This is a genomic window from Mesorhizobium sp. M1329 (genome assembly GCF_040318035.1).
GTDB lineage: Bacteria > Pseudomonadota > Alphaproteobacteria > Rhizobiales > Rhizobiaceae > Mesorhizobium.
The window spans coordinates 59,831-75,138 of sequence record NZ_JAMYLN010000003.1 but is presented as its reverse complement, the minus strand read 5'-3'; the positions used below and the strand labels follow the sequence as shown (position 1 = coordinate 75,138).

Below are 15,308 nucleotides of genomic sequence, written 5' to 3'. Positions count from 1 at the left end.
TGCAATGGCAGGACGGCTGCAAGGAAAGATCGCAATCATCACGGGCGCTGGCCAAGGCATCGGTGCTGCCACCGCCCGCGCCTTTGCAACACATGGGGCAAAGACCGTCATTGCTGAACTGAATGCGGCAAGCGGGAAAGCGGTCGCCGACGAATTGCGTGCCCAGGGCGCGGACGCCCTGTTCATCGAGACGGACGTCACCGAAGCATCCGCAGTCGCGGACATGATCGCGCGGACGATCACGGCCTATAGCGGGGTCGACATTCTGGTCAACAATGCCGGTGCCAACGTCTTCTACGAACCATTGATGATGCCGGATGAGGAATGGGAGCGCTGCCTCAAGCTCGACCTCCAGGCCGCGTGGTTCTGCGCCAAGGCGGTTTTGCCGACGATGCTGGCGAAGGGCTCGGGGTCCATCGTCAACATAGCGAGCTGTCACGCGTTCCAGATCATTCCCCATACGTTCCCGTATCCGGTCGCCAAGCATGCACTTTTGGGCCTCACCCGTTCGCTGGCCATCGAATATGCCGCACGCGGCATCCGGGTGAACGCGATAGCCCCCGGCTATATCGAGACGCCGATCGCGGAAGCCTACTGGAACACATTCCCGAACCCCGCCGAGGAGAAGCGGCGAGCCTACGACCTCCATCCGCCCAAGCGTATTGGCCGGCCGGACGAGGTTGCAATGACGGCGGTTTTCCTCGCTTCGGACGAAGCGCCGTTCATAAATGCCGAGACGATCACCATCGATGGTGGGCGCTCGGTTCTCTACCACGACTAGCAACCACCATTGAGCTCAGGGAGGATCTTCATGAAAACCACAACAAAGGCTTTGGCGACATTTGCGGCACTGGCTGCCGGACTGATGAGTGGCGCAGCAAGCGCAGATGACATCAAGATTGGTTACATCAACAAGATGGGAGACCACCCATGGTTCGTCGCCGAAGTCGGCGGCGCCAAGAAAGCGGCTGAGGCGGCAGGGGCCGCGTTCGTGTCGCAGGACGTTCAGTTCGACGCCAATTTGACGATCACGACCTTCGATACGATGGTCGGCGATGGCGTGAAGGGCATCGCCATCGTTGTCCCCGACAAGGCGCTGGGACCGGTCATCGCGGAGAAAGCAAAGGCCGCAAAAATTCCCTTGGTGGCGGTGGACGACGATATCTACTACCAGGATGGCACCCAGGTCCCCTATGTCGGCATGAATGCCTACAATATCGGTGCGCGGGTGGGCGAAGAGCTTGCCAAGCTCTACAAGGCTGAGGGCTGGGCGGGCAAAGAGGTGCGCATCGCCTCGATCGAGGACCGCAAGGCCGATACCTGCATGCAGCGCAACAAGGGCGCGGAAGAAGCGTTCCTGAAGGCGGTGCCCGATTTCAAGCCGGGCAACATCGTTCGTGTCCCCTACGACAATACGATGGTCAACGCCATCGATGTGATGACCACCACATTGACGGCCAATCCCAGCGTCACGAACTGGATATTCTATTCATGCAACGATGATGGCGTGCTGGGTGGTGCGCGAGCACTGGAGAATGCCGGCTATTCCGCAGACCAGGGCATGGGGATCGGCATCGACGGGAGCCGCGCCTGCGACGCCTTCGGATCGGGAAAGCCTTCGGCTTTCCGCGGCACGATGTGGCTCAATTCGGCAAATCATGGCGCGCTGGCGGTGAAGATTCTCTTGGCCTCCATTAAGGACGGAACGAAGCTTCCCGTTCAGTCCTTCACCGACCCGGAATACATCACCGCCGACAATTTTGCGTCGGACTACAAAGCCAAGCTCTGCCATTGAACCAGATATGCGTCATGCGCCGCAGGGCGCATGACGCTCTTCGGGCCGGCAGTTCGTCGGCAGACACACGGATCGATCCTCGGGAATGAGCTTTTGATGCAATCGGATTTCTTCTCGCTCGATAGGATTTCGAAGCGCTTCGGCGTCGTGCAGGCGCTCGACAATGTCTCGATTGCCTTTCGGCCAGGAGAGGTGCTTGCCCTGGTTGGCGAGAATGGCGCCGGCAAGTCGACAATGATGCGAATTCTCGAGGGCGTGTTCGCACCGGACACCGGCACCGTGCTGCATAGCGCCACGCCGATCGTTTTCAACGAACCGCGCGACAGCCACAGAGCCGGAATACGCGTCATCCATCAGGAGCCGGAGATCGTTCCGAACCTGACCGTGTCCGAGAACATTTTCGTCGGCGAACTGCCGCGGCTGGCAGGCGTCCTGCTCGACTGGCACAGGCTCGAGGAGCAGACCGATAAGGTGCTTGCGACCTTCGGCATGCAGCAGGATATGCGGCCGCGTCAACTCTGCAGCACACTCGGTCCGGCACAGCGCCAGATGATCGAAATCATGCGCGCCATCCGTGCCGGCGGCCGGCTGATCGCATTTGATGAGCCGACCTCGTCGCTGACCGACGACGAAGCGCGCCGTCTGTTTTCAGTAATTCGCCGGCTGCGCGAAGAGGGCACTTCGATCGTCTACATCTCTCACAGGCTGAACGAGGTCATCGACCTTGCGGATCGCATTGTCGTGTTGCGGGACGGCCGGCTGATCGATGATTCCCCCGCGGCCGGTGCCAGCGAGCAGACCATAGCCAAGCTCATGGTCGGCCGCGACATTGCAGATCTGTTTACGCGCGAGACGTGGCAATCGGGGCAACCGTTGCTGGAGGTGACGCGCCTGACCACCGACCACGTCACCGATGTGAGCCTCAAGGTCCGCCATGGCGAGGTGCTCGGCATTGCCGGCCTTATGGGTGCGGGCCGATCCGAGTTGGCAAAGGCGATTGTCGGCTATGACAGGCGTCTCGACGGAAGCATAATGATGAATGGGGTGCCCGTTGGCCCTAACAGTCCGCATGCGGCGATCGTGGCGGGCATCGGCTTTGCCCCGGAAGACCGCAAGCACGAGGCGCTGCTGCTGTTCCGAAGCATTCTTGACAATGCCTCGCTGTGCGTGCCCGACAGAACGTCGATCTTCGGCTTCTTCAATCGGCGCAAGGCACTGGAGATCGTCTCACCGCTTGCAGCAAAGATGTCGATCAAGGCGCCCGACCTCGACGAACAGGTTTCCAAACTGTCGGGTGGCAATCAACAGAAGGTCGTTCTCGCGCGCTGGCTTGCGCGGCAGCCGATGCTTCTCATCCTCGACGAGCCGACCCGCGGTATCGACATCGGCGCCAAGGCGGAAATCTATCGCCTGATCGACGAACTCGCCGCCAGCGGCATCGGCATAATCCTGATTTCCTCGGAAATGCCGGAACTGATCGGGCTCGCCGACAGGGTGCTTGTCATGGCTGGAGGCCGGATCACGGCCGAACTTTCCCGCCCTGACATCGACGAGGCCACGATCCTGAAACATGCCATGCCTCAATCTGCAGCATCACTTGGAGGGCAAATTCAGTGAACAGCCTTGAGCTCAGGACAGCAACAACACAAACCGACAAAAGGCGCTCTTCCTTGCGCATCGCAGAGCGCATCGGCATTCACAACATAAGCCTTCTTGTTGCTCTCGCCATTCTCGTGCTCATTTTCGGCACCCTGAGAGGCGACGTGTTCTTCTCGAGCCGAAACCTGCTGAACATCGGTCTGGGCATCACCATCCTGGGCGTTCTGGCGATGAGCCAGACCGTGGTCATTGTCGCCGGCGGGCTTGATATTGCCGTCGGCGCAATTGTCGGTCTGACCACAGTATCGACGGCAATGGCCATCCAGGCCACCGGATCACCCGCCGTGGGCATTCTTGCCGGCCTGGTCCTGGGCGGTCTTGCCGGCCTCGTGAACGGCATCATCATCACCTATGGGCGGGTCAACGCTGTCATCGCGACTCTCGGTACGATGGCGATCTTCCGCGGCATCGCGTTCATCATGTCCGATGGGCAATCGATCGCGATTTTCAGCGAGACTTTCCGCTTCATCGGGATTGGACGAATCCTCGGCCTGCCTCTGCTGATCTGGATACTTTTGCTGACCGCCATCGTGTTCCATCTCTTTCTTGCCCGCTCGATCGTTGGCCGCAACATCTATGCCCTGGGCGGCAATCCCGTTGTCGCACGCTTCTCTGGCATCAACATCAACCGCTACCGCGTCGGCATCTACATCATGAGTGGAGTGGCGGCCGGATTGGCCGGGATTCTGTTGGCTGCCCGTACCGGCTCTGGGCAGCCCGTATCCGGATCCCAAGGCCTGGAACTCGAGGCCATCACAGCGGCCGTTCTGGGTGGCTGCGCCTTGCAGGGCGGCAAGGGCACGATCGTCGGCGCGCTGCTGGGCGTCGCCATCATTGGCGTCCTCAACAACGGAATGATACTGACGTCCGTGCCAACCTTCTATCAGTTGCTTGCCAAGGGCTCGCTGCTGATACTTGCTGTGGTAATTGCCGAGTACCACTTGAACAGGACATGACGATGGACGCGGCGATCGCTTCGACTGGCCAAGGCAAGCAGGACATTCCTGCCGCAGATGGCACCACGTCATCGCTCAAGGATCGCATCGCACGCGATCTCGGACAGCGCATCCTCGCCGGCTCCTACGCCCAGCACTCCGTCCTGCCGACGGAAGCCGAACTTTGCGTTATCTACGGGGCGAGCCGCACCGCGCTTCGCGATGCTCTTCTGACGCTTTCGGCGAAAGGATTAATCGAGGCACGCAAGCGGGCCGGGACGCGTGTGCGCGTGTCGAGCGAATGGAACAGGCTGGATGCACAGGTTCTGGAATGGATGCGCGATATCGAGCCTGACCTCGATTTCGTCCGTGGATTGATCGAGGCGCGGCTGGTCATTGAACCCGCTGCCGCCCAACTTGCGGCCAAGATGGCGACGTCAGGCGATCTCGCAGTCATCGAAGCGGCGTATGAAGCCATGCGCATTGCTCCGCAGGACGATCTCGCTGCGTGTCTCGATGCCGACGTCAGGTTTCATACCGCCATCCTTCGTGCCAGCCGCAACCCGGTATTCGCCAATCTCGGCAATATGCTTGCGGCCGCCCTCAGCTTCTCCTTCCGCCTGACCACATCGGCCACCGCTAATTACCAGCAGACGCTGAGCGCGCATGGCGACGTGCTGGAGGCAATTAGGATGCGCAGGGCCGACGACGCTCACGATCAGATGAAGGCGCTCATCGGCATCGCGTCGAACGACCTTCTTGCAGTGGCTCGCAAAGGCCGCCATCAACAGCCGATCGCCGCTGCCAAGGCCGACACCGCCTGAACTGATGGCCCCGACGATCAAGATCAGAAGCGGAGACCTGTCCGCTGAAATCGTCCCGTCGCTTGGGGCAGGTCTTGCCAGACTGGACTATGGGCGCGTGCCGCTCTTCCGGCCATGGCCGGATGGCGGGAGCAGCAACCCGTTCGACCTTGCCTGCAACCTGCTTTTGCCGTGGTCAAATCGCATCTCGGGCGGCGGGTTCACATTCGATTCCAAATTCCACGGACTGCCAGCCAATGTTGCAGGCGAGCCATTTCCCATTCACGGCAATGGGTTTTCGAGCGAGTGGGACATCGACAGCGTAGCGCAGGACAACGCAAAGCTGTCGCTCATCAGCAACGGACCCGGCCCATACCGATATCGCGCCGAGGTGCGCTACACGCTGACCGGACAGGGGCTCGAGCTGAAGCTTCGCATCGTCAATCGGGCGTCGATCAGATTGCCGTTCGGGCTTGGCATCCATCCATGGTTCCCGAGAACGGCACGAACCGCGCTTCATGCGCCGGCCTCGCAGGTTTGTCTCGAACTGCCCAACCACCTCCCTGAACGGTTTGTGGATATCAAAACCCGTCCCGATTGGGATTTCGACGTGCCGGCCGTATTGCCGAGTGGATGGATAAACAATCTGTTTGCCGGTTGGAGCGGCGTCGCTACCATATGGTGGCCGAAGCACAGTTGCAGCCTGCGTGTCGAAGCTTCATCGCCCTTGAATTTCTACCTGGTCTATTCGCCATCGGACGAGAGCGACTTCTTCTGTTTTGAACCGGTCAGTCATGCTGTCGATGCTCACAATCGCGGTTCGATCGACAAATGGAATGGACTGTCGGTGCTTGGGCCTGGCGAGAGCCTGGCAGCCCGGTGCAGCTTCGCCGTCAGTTAGGCGGACGGAGCTTGGAAGTGGAAACTCCAGCGGCCGGGAACGCATGAGCCCGTTCGACGGATGTCGCGGCGCAGTTCGTCTGCTTGACGGCCCTCCAGATGTGCCTGGCAGGATTGGATCAATGGCGGATGTTGAACCAAAAGAATTCGTGCTCGCAGGCATCGTCATGAAGCGACTGGTCTCCGGCCAACAGACGGGAGGCTTGTTAAGTCTTTTCGAAAACAGAAGCGACGGGCACACGAAAACGCCAATCCATGTTCATGCGAATGACAACGAGACGGTCTACGTCATCGAAGGGCAGTTGACCGCAATTGTGGACCGTGTGGTCCGAACGCTCTCGCCCGGCGAGAGCATGTTTTTGAGGCGGGGCATCCCGCACCAGCTTATGAATCCCGGCAATCAGCTCGTTCGCTATATCCTGATAGACACGCCAAGTGTGTTCGAGCAGTTTCTCGCCGAAGGTGGCCATGAACTCGGCAAGGGAGAGGTGGTCGGGCCGCCGACGCCTGCCGATATCGAGCGGCTCAAAGCAGCCGCGCCGAAGCATGGGATTACGCTTCTGCAAGACTGGCCGGCAAGAGAGTAGGAGGCTTCGTGATGGCGGCTTGGATCGCCGCTAAAGCCGGCCCTACCCGAGGAACCGGTATTGGCTAGCCGCCGGCAATCCAATCCGAGAGACTGCGGGCAAAACTTCGCGGCACGATGAGTTCGCACGCGGTCTCGCCGGTGCGCAGGAAGAGCACGGGCACGTGATGGAAGGATGTCAGTACGGCGCGGCCCGGAGCGGCTGTCGGCGCGTGCCAGTCGACGGCAATGCGGCCGGACAGAAGCCTTGCGATGTCAGGGCCGGCCATTTTCAAACGAGCACGACCTTCCCCAAGGGGAACGGAACAGCCGAGATCGGGGTCGACGACAAGGGCTGGCACTTCTGTGCCTTCGTCTAGAGCCAGCCAAAGGCGGCGAGGTGCAACGCGGATAATTAGAAGCCCCTTGTGGTGAACCGTCTCTCCGACCGAAGCGGGAAGTTTCTTGCCGAGCGAGGCCGAGACGCTCTTTTCGAATTGTCTCAGTGTCCCGTCCCAGCCCTCGATCTGGACAAGCGGGCAATCGGCCACGGACAGGCTGAAATCCCGAGAGGTCAAGCTAGCCATGCAGCCGTTCTCCCTGCGGGTCGATGAATACCGGCGAGACAATGCGGGCGCGAACCGTTTCGGCCTTCATCGGATGTACCGCCACAACTTCGCTTCCTTCTGACGCAACATCCCCGGCAAGGAGTGCCAGACCGACATAATGGCCGCGTTCGGGGCTGAATGTGACGGAGGTGACGCGACCGCGCCCATGGCCATAGGGTTTCTCATCCGGCAGGAACAGGATGGCGCCGCCGCGCAGCCGTTTTCCGTCCTCGATGCATTCCAGTCCGACGAGGCGCTGCCGGTTGGGCGCCTGGAGGGCAGGGCGCCCTCGCAGGACGTCGCCGACGAAACCGCTGCGCTTGCCGACCATGCGGCCGAGGCCGAGATCGTCGAGCGTCGTGCGCCCATCGATCTCCGGTCCGGCGACATGGCCCTTTTCGACGCGTAGCGCGCCAAGCGCCTCAACGCCGTATGGCTTCAGGTCGAAGGGTCTGCCGGCTTCGAGCAAGCGGCTCCAGAGCTGTTCACCGGCACTGGCGCCGACATAGACTTCGTAAGCACGCTCGCCGGAATAACTCAGACGCAGGATGCGGAGCCCACGGCCCTCCCACTCGCTTTCGAGTAGCCCCATATGCGGAAGCGCCTCATCGGAGACGTCGAGATCAGGAAAAGCAGCGCTGAGGATTGCGCGGCTGGCTGGCCCGGCAACCGACATAGCCGCCCATTCGTCACTTACCGAGGTCACTGCCACACGCAAATCAGGCCAGGCCGTGTCGAGCAGGAATTCGAGACGCGACAGCACATCGGCGGCCTTGGCGGTCGAGGTCGTCATGAAAAACCGGTTTTCCGCCAGCCGCGTCGTGGTGCCGTCGTCGAAGACGATACCGTCGTCGCGCAGCATGACGCCGTAGCGGGCGCGGCCGACCGCCAGTTTGGCAAAGCCGTTGGCGTAGACGCGATCCAGGAATATCGCCGCATCCGCGCCCTGGACATCGATCTTGCCAAGGGTGGAAATGTCCATTAGGCCCGCCGCCTGACGTACGGTACGCATTTCGGCGACATGGGCCTCGTTCACGTCGCGCCCCGACTGCCGGTAGAAATAGGGCCGCATCCAGACCCCTACCTCGAGCATCTCGGCGCCATTCGCCATGTGCCAGTCGTGCATCGGCGTGCGGCGGATCGGCTTGAAATGATGGCCGACGGCGCGCCCGGCAAGCGCCCCGATGGCAACCGGCGTATAGGGCGGGCGGAAGGTCGTGGTGCCGGTCTCGGGGATTGTTGCGTTGCGCAGCGCCGCCATGGCAGCAATCGCGGGAAAATTGCTGGTCTTGCCCTGGTCGGTGCCCATGCCGAGCGTGGTGTAGCGTTTCAGGTGCTCGACCGATTCATAGCCCTCGCGATGGGCGAGCTCGATGTCTTTTGTCGTCACATCCATCTGGAAATCGACAAAGGCTTTTCCGCGTCCAGCGGGCAGGACCTCGTGATGCGGGGCCGCGGCGGTCTCGCCGAGATCTAGTTTCGATGGAGTGGGCGCCGGCGCCGACTTGCCGCAGAACGATGCCGCCTCGATGCCGGCGCGATGACCGTCCTCGACGGCCGCGGCGGTCGTATAGGCCCCCAGCATCGCGCCGGCGCCGAACCGGTCGGCCGGAAACGCGCCCGGCACGAAGCCGCCGATGTCGTCGCGATAGACAGGTTTGACACCAAGGTGCGAGGTGAGATGCACGGTTGGCGACCAGCCGCCGGACACGCAGACCAGGTCGCAGGCGGTCCAGGACTGGCCCTCCGGCCCGTTGAGCATTACTTGCCTGGCGGCATGGCCGCCGCACAGGTCGACGATACGCGCTGCGGCCCGCACCACCACGCCGAGCCGTGCGGCTTCTGCGGCAAGCGCTGCGGGCGGGACGGCGCGCAGGTCGGCAACCGTCACCTCCGCGCCGGCTGCGGCATAGTCGAAGGCGGTGCGCCAGGCACCGTCATTGGTGGTGGCGACAATGATTTTCTTGCCCGGCAGGACGGCGAAACGGTTGAGATAGGTCCGGGCGGCCGAGGCAAGCATGACGCCGGGCCGGTCATTGTTCGAGAACACCATCGGCCGCTCGATGGCGCCGGTGGCGAAAACGATCGAGCGGGCGTGCAGCATAGTGACCGTTTGCCGTGTCTCGCCATTCGGCTGCGGATCGGTTGGATCGCGCTGTTCGACCAATCCAAGCACATTGCCGTCATAGCTGCCAAAAGCGGTCGTCCGCTTCATCAGCGCCACGGTTTCGAAGCGCTCCAACTCGGCCTCGGCTTGCTTCAGCCATGCGGCCGCTGCGCTGTCGGACGGTTCCGCCAGAAGCTGGCCGCCAAGCAGGAAATCCTGCTCGATCAGCGCGACCCGCGCGCCGGCCGCGGCGGCCGCTCGCGCCGCCGACAATCCCGCCGGACCGCCGCCGACGACGGCGACATCGGCGAAGGCATGACGAACCTCGTAGTGGTCGGGATCCGGGCTGGTGCCGGCCCTACCCAGGCCGGCCGCCTTGCGGATGAAATGTTCGTAGAACATCCAGGCGCGGCGCGTCGGGCCCATGAAGGTCTTGTAGTAGAAGCCGGCGGACAGAAACGGTGCCAACAGCCCGTTGACGCTTTGCACGTCGAAGGCAAGCGATGGCCAGCGGTTCTGACTCTCCACGACCATGCCGTCGGCGAGTTCCGGTGTCGTTGCCGGCAGGTTCGGCTCGCGCCTGCCGGCGCTCCCGAGCGTAACCAGCGCATTCGGCTCTTCGGGCCCGGCGGAAAAAATGCCGCGCGGGCGATGATATTTGAAGCTGCGACCGACCAGCGTGACGCCGTTGGCGAGCAGCGCGGAGGCAAGCGTGTCGCCGCGATATCCAGCCAGCTTGCGGCCGTCGAAGGTAAACTCGACCGGCTGCTCGCGGACGATGCGGCCACCCACCGACAGCCGTTTGCGGTTCGAACTCATGCCGGTGATTTCCTGAGAGTTGATTTCCTGGCCCGCAATTTTCTGGCGAAGTCGACGGATGCGATGACGTGGTTGCGTGTGTCGCGTTCGACCACCAGCCATTGCCGGCAACCGGTCACGTGCTGCCAGTATTCACGGTGCGGGCCGGCCGGGTTTGTCCTGATATAGACGTAGCGGTACCAGGCCTCGGGATCGGGATCGTCATGGGCCGGACGCGTGACCGAGGCATCGCCGCCATAGCGGAACTCGTCGTGGTCACGCGGGCCGCAGCAGGGGCATTCGATGCGCAGCATTTTGTCCCGCCTCCTATTGCAGCCAGGCCGAAGGGCCGACACCGGCTTCATCGAGCGTGTGGCCGGTGCGGAAACGATCGAGCCCGTAGGCAGCGACCAAGGGATGCGGCTTGCCGTTGGCGATCGTGTGGGCGAAGCACCAGCCGGAAGCCGGCGTTGCCTTGAAGCCGCCATAGCACCAGCCGCCATTGAGATAGAGGCCGTCGATCGGCGTCGGGCAGATGATCGGGCTGGCATCGGGAGTCATGTCCATGACGCCGCCCCAGTGGCGCAGCAGGCGGACGCGCGAAATGCACGGCATCAGCGCAATGGCCGCCTCCGCCACCTCGCGCACGACGCCGAGATTGCCGCGCTGGGCGTATGAATTGTAGCCGTCGAGATTACCGCCGAAGACCAACCCGCCCTTGTCGGACTGGCTGACGTAGAAATGGTCGGCCCCGTAAGCGACGACGTGATCTACCAGCGGCTTCAGCGGCTCGGTGACAAAGGCTTGCAGGACGTGGCTTTCGATCGGCAGTTCCAGGCCGGCCTTGGCGCCGAGCACGGATGTATGACCGGCAACAGCGAGGCCGACCTTGCCGGCGCCGATCCGGCCTTTCGTCGTTTCGACGCCGACGATCCTGTCGCCGTCACGGACAAAGCCTGTCACCCCGCAGTTCTGGATGATGTCCACGCCATGGTTATCGGCGGCACGCGCATAGCCCCAGGCGACGGCGTCATGGCGCGCCGTGCCGGCGCGGCCCTGGAAGATGGCGCCGTGGATCGGGAAGCGGGCGGTGTCGGAAAAATCGAGGTAAGGCACCAGCCGGCGCACCTCTTCGCGGTCGAGGATATCGGCATCGATGCCATTCAGCCGCATGATGTTGGCGCGGTGGCTGAAGCCGTCGAGCTGATCGGCCGAATGCGCTGTGACGAGCTGGCCGCGCTGAGAAAACATGACGTTGAAATTCAGCGCCCGCGACATGCCCTCCCAGAGCTTCATCGAGAATTCGTAGAACTGGGTGTTGCCGTCGAGCAGGTAGTTGGAGCGGATGACGGTGGTGTTGCGGCCGACATTGCCGCCGCCGACATAACCCTTTTCGAGCACCGCGACGTTGCGGATACCGTGGTTCTCGGCGAGGTAGAAGGCGGTGGCGAGGCCGTGTCCACCGCCGCCGATGACGATCACGTCATAGGACGGTTTTGGCTCCGCCGCACGCCAGGCGCGCTGCCAATTCTTCTGGCCGGACAGCGCGTTGCGGAAAACCGAAAATGCCGAGTAGCGCGCCATGCGTGCGGCCTATCGAACGATCGGGCCGGCCGGCGTGCGGGTGAGCACTTCGGCACCCGCATCGGTCAACAGCACCGTGTTGGAGACGAAGTCGTCGCCGCGACCCGTTCCCATCAGCCACGACAGGATGTGGAAGCTCATCCCGGTCTCGATCTCGAGGTCGGAATCGTGCCTCAAGCCGGTCACCGAATTGCCGCCGGTCCATGACGGCGGCTGGCCGGCGCCGACGAGGTAACCGCAGTGATGGCGGCGATAGTGGGAAAGGCCGGCCTCGTCGGCGACGGCCTGCCAGGCGGCGTAGACATCGCGCGCCTTGGCGCCCGGCCGCAGCGCCTCGATGACCGCGTTGGACGCCTTGGCGGTCACCTCCGCCATTTTGGCATCTTCGTCGCTGATGTGGCCGATGCGAACAAGCCGGCCGAGCGGCGCGTGGTAGCGCGAGATGCACCCGGACAGTTCGACAAAGACCGGCTCGCCGTTGCGGTAAATCCCGTCGCCCCAGGTCGTGTGCTCTTCACCCAGGCGCGCGGCCGGGCGGATGAACGGTCCGAAGCCCGGCGCATGACCGCCGGCGCGGATCATTGCCGCAACACATTGGGCCGCGACCTCCTGTTCGGAGGCGCCGTCCGAGATCGCTGCGATCGCGGCGCCGGCAGCGGCGTCCGTCACCTTGGCGGCACGCCGCATCAGCGCCTGTTCCTCGGCGCTCTTCACCCGCCGCATCTTATCGACAAGACCGGAGACATCGCTCCATTTGGCGTCCGCCTGAGTCTGGAGCGCAACGGCAAGCCCATGGCTGAGGCCAGCCGTCCAGTATTCGAGGCCGATCCGCTTGCCGGACAAGCCGAGCTCTGCAAGCACCCGCGCGGCAAGGTCGGCCGCCGTTTCGCTGTCGGAGTGGCCACGGAATTCCGCTGCCTTCACTTGCTTCTCGATTGTCACCTTCTCCATCGAGCGGGTGACCAGGACAGGTTTTCCCCGGAGCGGGACGATCAGCAGGTGAGGGGCAAAATACCCCCAGTGGTCGAGGCCGGTGAGATAGAAGACGTTCTCCGGCGAGGCAAAAACCGCTGCGTCGAGCTCGCTCTCAACCAGTGCAGTACGGACCTTTGCCAAGCGGCCGGCGATTTCGGCTTCGGAAAACGGATTGCGGTCCATCGGGCGTCCTCGTGCTTGTTGCCGGCTTGGTGGCGGGCATGGTTCTTTTCGGCAGCCGGTTTCCCGGCTGCCATGTCAGTCGATGACGATGAGTTCGCGCGCCACATCGCAGAGGCGTTCGCCGCCGCGTTCCGTGACGACGAACGATTCCGAGATGGCGATGCCGAAATCGTCGAGCCAGACGCCGGCCATGAAATGGAAGCACATCCCAGGCTGCATCTCGGAAGTGTCGCCGGGACGAAGGCTTGCGGTGCGTTCACCCCAATCGGGCGGGTATGCGAGCCCGACCGGATAGCCAACGCGGCTTTCCTTCTTCAGCCCGTTCTTCCTCAACACCGCCTGCCAGGCGGCTTCCACCTCTTCGGCGGTGTAGCCGGGGCGCGCCTTCTCGAGGCCAGCGTCGACGCCCTCAACGATCGCCTTGGCCATGTCGAGGATGGCTTGCGGCGGGTTTCCGAAATGTACCGTCCGGGTCAGCGCCGCATGATAGCGGCGGCGCACGCCGGCGATCTCCAGAATGGCGAGGCCGCTGTCCGGCAGCGGCGCGTCGGACCACGTCAGATGCGGCGTGCCGGTGCCCTCGCCAACGGGCATCAGCGGACAGATCGCGGCATAGTCGCCGCCCGCTCCGGGCACGCCGATGATCTGCGCGTGATAGATTTCCGCAATGACGTGGTTCTGAGGCACACCGGGCCGCATTTTCTCTATGGCACGGTTCATGGCATGCGTGCAGATCGCACCCGCCTCGCGGATCAGCACCAGCTCGGCTTCGGATTTGACCAGCCGCGCCCAGTTGACAAGATCGTGGTTGTTGGCGAAGTGCGCGTCGGGCAGCCCCTCGACAAGGTGGGCGTGGCAGCGCGCAGTGTAATAATGCGCGTCCATCTCGACGCCGATGCGGGCCTTTCCCCAGCCGCGCGACCGGATCAGTCGGGCGAGTTCGTCATAGGGGTGTTCGACCGGCTGCTGCACCAGCCGTTCCGAGAACGGCACGATGTTTGTCTCGGGCAGGCCGGTGGTCAGGCGTGCGCTCCTGGCGTCCTGCGCCCTGCCGAACCAGATCGGCCGATCCTCCTCCAGATGGACGAGGACGCACTGCGGAACGTAGAACGACCATCCGTCATAGCCGGTCAGCCAGCACATGTTGGCTGGATCCTGACAGACGATGAGATCAAAGCCGGCTTTTTGCATGCGTGTCTTCACGCCGGCGAGGCGCTGCCCGTACTCCGCTTGCGTGAATGTCCCGAACCCGTTCGCAGTCGCCACCGAAATCCTGCCTTCCAGGTACGCTGCTTGCCCTTTGATCAACATGGGTAAACAGGCCAAATTGTGCACAACTCGACGTCAATTTGTTGGCTAACTAGGAATTATCGCCGAATTTTGATGGTTTCTATATCTCTGCTTGCGAAATGTCTAGGGCAGTTGTATACGTCTTATTAAGCAGGCGTCGACCTCGAAGAAGGCCGCGCCCTGGGAACCATCCACAGTTGTCCAATGGGAGAAAAGCATGCTCAAATCATCGATATCGCGCCGCATGGTCGTGAAAGCGGCTGCGTGCATCGCGCTCGCCGCGACGTCATTGACGTCGCTGTCCGCTCACGCGGAAACCACTCTCGAACGGGCCAAGAAGGACGGCTACATCCGTGTCGGTTTCGCCAACGAGGCGCCGTTCGGTTACGCCACGCCAGACGGCAAGCTGACCGGCGAGGCGCCGGAAGTCGCCAAGGCGGTGCTCGCCAAGATGGGCATCCCGCAGGTTGACGGCGTGCTGACCGAATTCGGCTCGCTCATTCCAGGCCTCAAGGCCGGCCGCTTCGACATCATCGCAGCCGGCATGTTCATCACTCCAAAGCGCTGCGCCGAAATCAACTACTCCGAGCCGTCCTACGGCATCGGCGAGGCTATGCTGGTGGCTAAAGGCAATCCGAAAGGCATCAAGGATTTTTCCAGCATCAAGGACAATCCGGATCTCAAGCTTGCCGTGATGGCCGGCGCCGTCGAAGGCGGCTTCGCCAAGGACGCGGGCGTTGCCGGTGGGCAGATTGTCTCCTTGCCCGACCAGTCAAGCCTGGTCGCCGCCGTCCAGTCGGGCCGCGCCGATGCTGCCGCGCTGACCGCTCTTTCGATCGCCGACATGGCCAAGAAAGCCGACGGCGTCGAATCGACCAAGCCCTTCGGCGAGGTTGGCGGCAAATCGGTGAAAGGCCATGGTGGCTTCGGCTTCCGCAAGGAAGACACGGACCTGCTGGAGGCGTTCAATGCCGAGCTGAAGAAGTTCATCGGTTCGCCGGAGCATATCGCGCTGGTCGAGCCACTCGGCTTCGGCAAGGATTATCTCCCCAACAAGACCACCGCGGAGCTCTGCGCTGGCAAATAGGTTCCCAACTGCTGGCGGC

14 protein-coding genes are annotated in these 15,308 nt (G+C 62.7%); 8 read left to right on the top strand and 6 right to left on the bottom strand.

Going from position 1 to position 15,308, the window contains the following annotated elements; translation table 11 throughout:
• Positions 1–4 precede the first annotated feature (4 nt).
• The 7 genes from NKH21_RS03965 (at position 5) to NKH21_RS03935 (ending at position 6,679) form a co-directional block, all read left to right on the top strand.
• Positions 5–781: an SDR family oxidoreductase gene (locus NKH21_RS03965; RefSeq protein ID WP_352661116.1), complete on the top strand. Its 777-nt coding sequence runs from the start codon at positions 5–7 to the stop codon at positions 779–781.
• Between the two features lie 30 nt (positions 782–811).
• Positions 812–1,795 (top strand): substrate-binding domain-containing protein, encoded by a 984-nt coding sequence (locus NKH21_RS03960; RefSeq protein ID WP_352661119.1) that lies wholly within the window; start codon positions 812–814, stop codon positions 1,793–1,795.
• Between the two features lie 96 nt (positions 1,796–1,891).
• Positions 1,892–3,412 carry a sugar ABC transporter ATP-binding protein gene (locus NKH21_RS03955; protein ID WP_352661122.1) on the top strand — a complete coding sequence of 507 codons (1,521 nt, stop codon included), beginning with the start codon at positions 1,892–1,894 and terminating at the stop codon, positions 3,410–3,412.
• 53 nt (positions 3,413–3,465) lie between these two features.
• A complete protein-coding gene (locus tag NKH21_RS03950) occupies positions 3,466–4,410 on the top strand; it encodes an ABC transporter permease (protein WP_352661125.1) in 945 nt (314 codons plus the stop codon).
• Positions 4,411–4,412: 2 nt separating this feature from the next.
• Positions 4,413–5,213: a FadR/GntR family transcriptional regulator gene (locus NKH21_RS03945; RefSeq protein ID WP_352571188.1), complete on the top strand. Its 801-nt coding sequence runs from the start codon at positions 4,413–4,415 to the stop codon at positions 5,211–5,213.
• 4 nt (positions 5,214–5,217) lie between these two features.
• Entirely contained in the window at positions 5,218–6,093 is an 876-nt protein-coding gene (locus NKH21_RS03940; RefSeq protein WP_352661128.1) for an aldose 1-epimerase, read from the top strand.
• A gap of 121 nt (positions 6,094–6,214) precedes the next feature.
• Entirely contained in the window at positions 6,215–6,679 is a 465-nt protein-coding gene (locus tag NKH21_RS03935; protein WP_352661131.1) for a cupin domain-containing protein, read from the top strand.
• Positions 6,680–6,743: 64 nt separating this feature from the next.
• Here NKH21_RS03935 and NKH21_RS03930 read toward each other — a convergent pair whose 3' ends face one another.
• The 6 genes from NKH21_RS03930 to NKH21_RS03905 form a co-directional block, all read right to left on the bottom strand.
• Positions 6,744–7,244 carry a sarcosine oxidase subunit gamma family protein gene (locus NKH21_RS03930; RefSeq protein ID WP_352661134.1) on the bottom strand — a complete coding sequence of 167 codons (501 nt, stop codon included), beginning with the start codon at positions 7,242–7,244 and terminating at the stop codon, positions 6,744–6,746.
• Positions 7,237–10,191 carry a sarcosine oxidase subunit alpha family protein gene (locus NKH21_RS03925; protein WP_352863158.1) on the bottom strand — a complete coding sequence of 985 codons (2,955 nt, stop codon included), beginning with the start codon at positions 10,189–10,191 and terminating at the stop codon, positions 7,237–7,239. The genes NKH21_RS03930 and NKH21_RS03925 overlap by 8 nt, the downstream gene beginning before the upstream one ends.
• Entirely contained in the window at positions 10,188–10,484 is a 297-nt protein-coding gene (locus NKH21_RS03920) for a sarcosine oxidase subunit delta (protein WP_352661141.1), read from the bottom strand. The genes NKH21_RS03925 and NKH21_RS03920 overlap by 4 nt, the downstream gene beginning before the upstream one ends.
• 13 nt (positions 10,485–10,497) lie before the next feature.
• Entirely contained in the window at positions 10,498–11,754 is a 1,257-nt protein-coding gene (locus NKH21_RS03915; RefSeq protein WP_352661144.1) for a sarcosine oxidase subunit beta family protein, read from the bottom strand.
• 9 nt (positions 11,755–11,763) lie between these two features.
• Positions 11,764–12,912 carry a M24 family metallopeptidase gene (locus NKH21_RS03910; RefSeq protein ID WP_352661147.1) on the bottom strand — a complete coding sequence of 383 codons (1,149 nt, stop codon included), beginning with the start codon at positions 12,910–12,912 and terminating at the stop codon, positions 11,764–11,766.
• Between the two features lie 75 nt (positions 12,913–12,987).
• Positions 12,988–14,184, bottom strand: coding sequence for a M24 family metallopeptidase (locus NKH21_RS03905; RefSeq protein WP_502911848.1), 1,197 nt, complete (start codon positions 14,182–14,184; stop codon positions 12,988–12,990).
• A gap of 235 nt (positions 14,185–14,419) precedes the next feature.
• On the opposite strand from NKH21_RS03905, the gene ehuB reads away from it, so the two are divergent.
• Entirely contained in the window at positions 14,420–15,289 is an 870-nt protein-coding gene (ehuB, locus tag NKH21_RS03900; protein WP_352863153.1) for an ectoine/hydroxyectoine ABC transporter substrate-binding protein EhuB, read from the top strand.
• The last annotated feature ends 19 nt before the right edge of the window (positions 15,290–15,308 follow it).

What these genes read in the sequence shown, in the direction of transcription:
- NKH21_RS03965 (WP_352661116.1), top strand. Translation starts at nt 5, where the DNA reads ATGGCAGGACGGCTGCAAGGAAAGATCGCAATCATCACGGGCGCTGGC.
- NKH21_RS03960 (WP_352661119.1), top strand. Translation starts at nt 812, where the DNA reads ATGAAAACCACAACAAAGGCTTTGGCGACATTTGCGGCACTGGCTGCC.
- NKH21_RS03955 (WP_352661122.1), top strand. Translation starts at nt 1,892, where the DNA reads ATGCAATCGGATTTCTTCTCGCTCGATAGGATTTCGAAGCGCTTCGGC.
- NKH21_RS03945 (WP_352571188.1), top strand. Translation starts at nt 4,413, where the DNA reads ATGGACGCGGCGATCGCTTCGACTGGCCAAGGCAAGCAGGACATTCCT.
- NKH21_RS03940 (WP_352661128.1), top strand. Translation starts at nt 5,218, where the DNA reads ATGGCCCCGACGATCAAGATCAGAAGCGGAGACCTGTCCGCTGAAATC.
- NKH21_RS03935 (WP_352661131.1), top strand. Translation starts at nt 6,215, where the DNA reads ATGGCGGATGTTGAACCAAAAGAATTCGTGCTCGCAGGCATCGTCATG.
- NKH21_RS03930 (WP_352661134.1), bottom strand. Translation starts at nt 7,244, where the DNA reads ATGGCTAGCTTGACCTCTCGGGATTTCAGCCTGTCCGTGGCCGATTGC.
- NKH21_RS03925 (WP_352863158.1), bottom strand. Translation starts at nt 10,191, where the DNA reads ATGAGTTCGAACCGCAAACGGCTGTCGGTGGGTGGCCGCATCGTCCGC.
- NKH21_RS03920 (WP_352661141.1), bottom strand. Translation starts at nt 10,484, where the DNA reads ATGCTGCGCATCGAATGCCCCTGCTGCGGCCCGCGTGACCACGACGAG.
- NKH21_RS03915 (WP_352661144.1), bottom strand. Translation starts at nt 11,754, where the DNA reads ATGGCGCGCTACTCGGCATTTTCGGTTTTCCGCAACGCGCTGTCCGGC.
- NKH21_RS03910 (WP_352661147.1), bottom strand. Translation starts at nt 12,912, where the DNA reads ATGGACCGCAATCCGTTTTCCGAAGCCGAAATCGCCGGCCGCTTGGCA.
- ehuB (WP_352863153.1), top strand. Translation starts at nt 14,420, where the DNA reads ATGCTCAAATCATCGATATCGCGCCGCATGGTCGTGAAAGCGGCTGCG.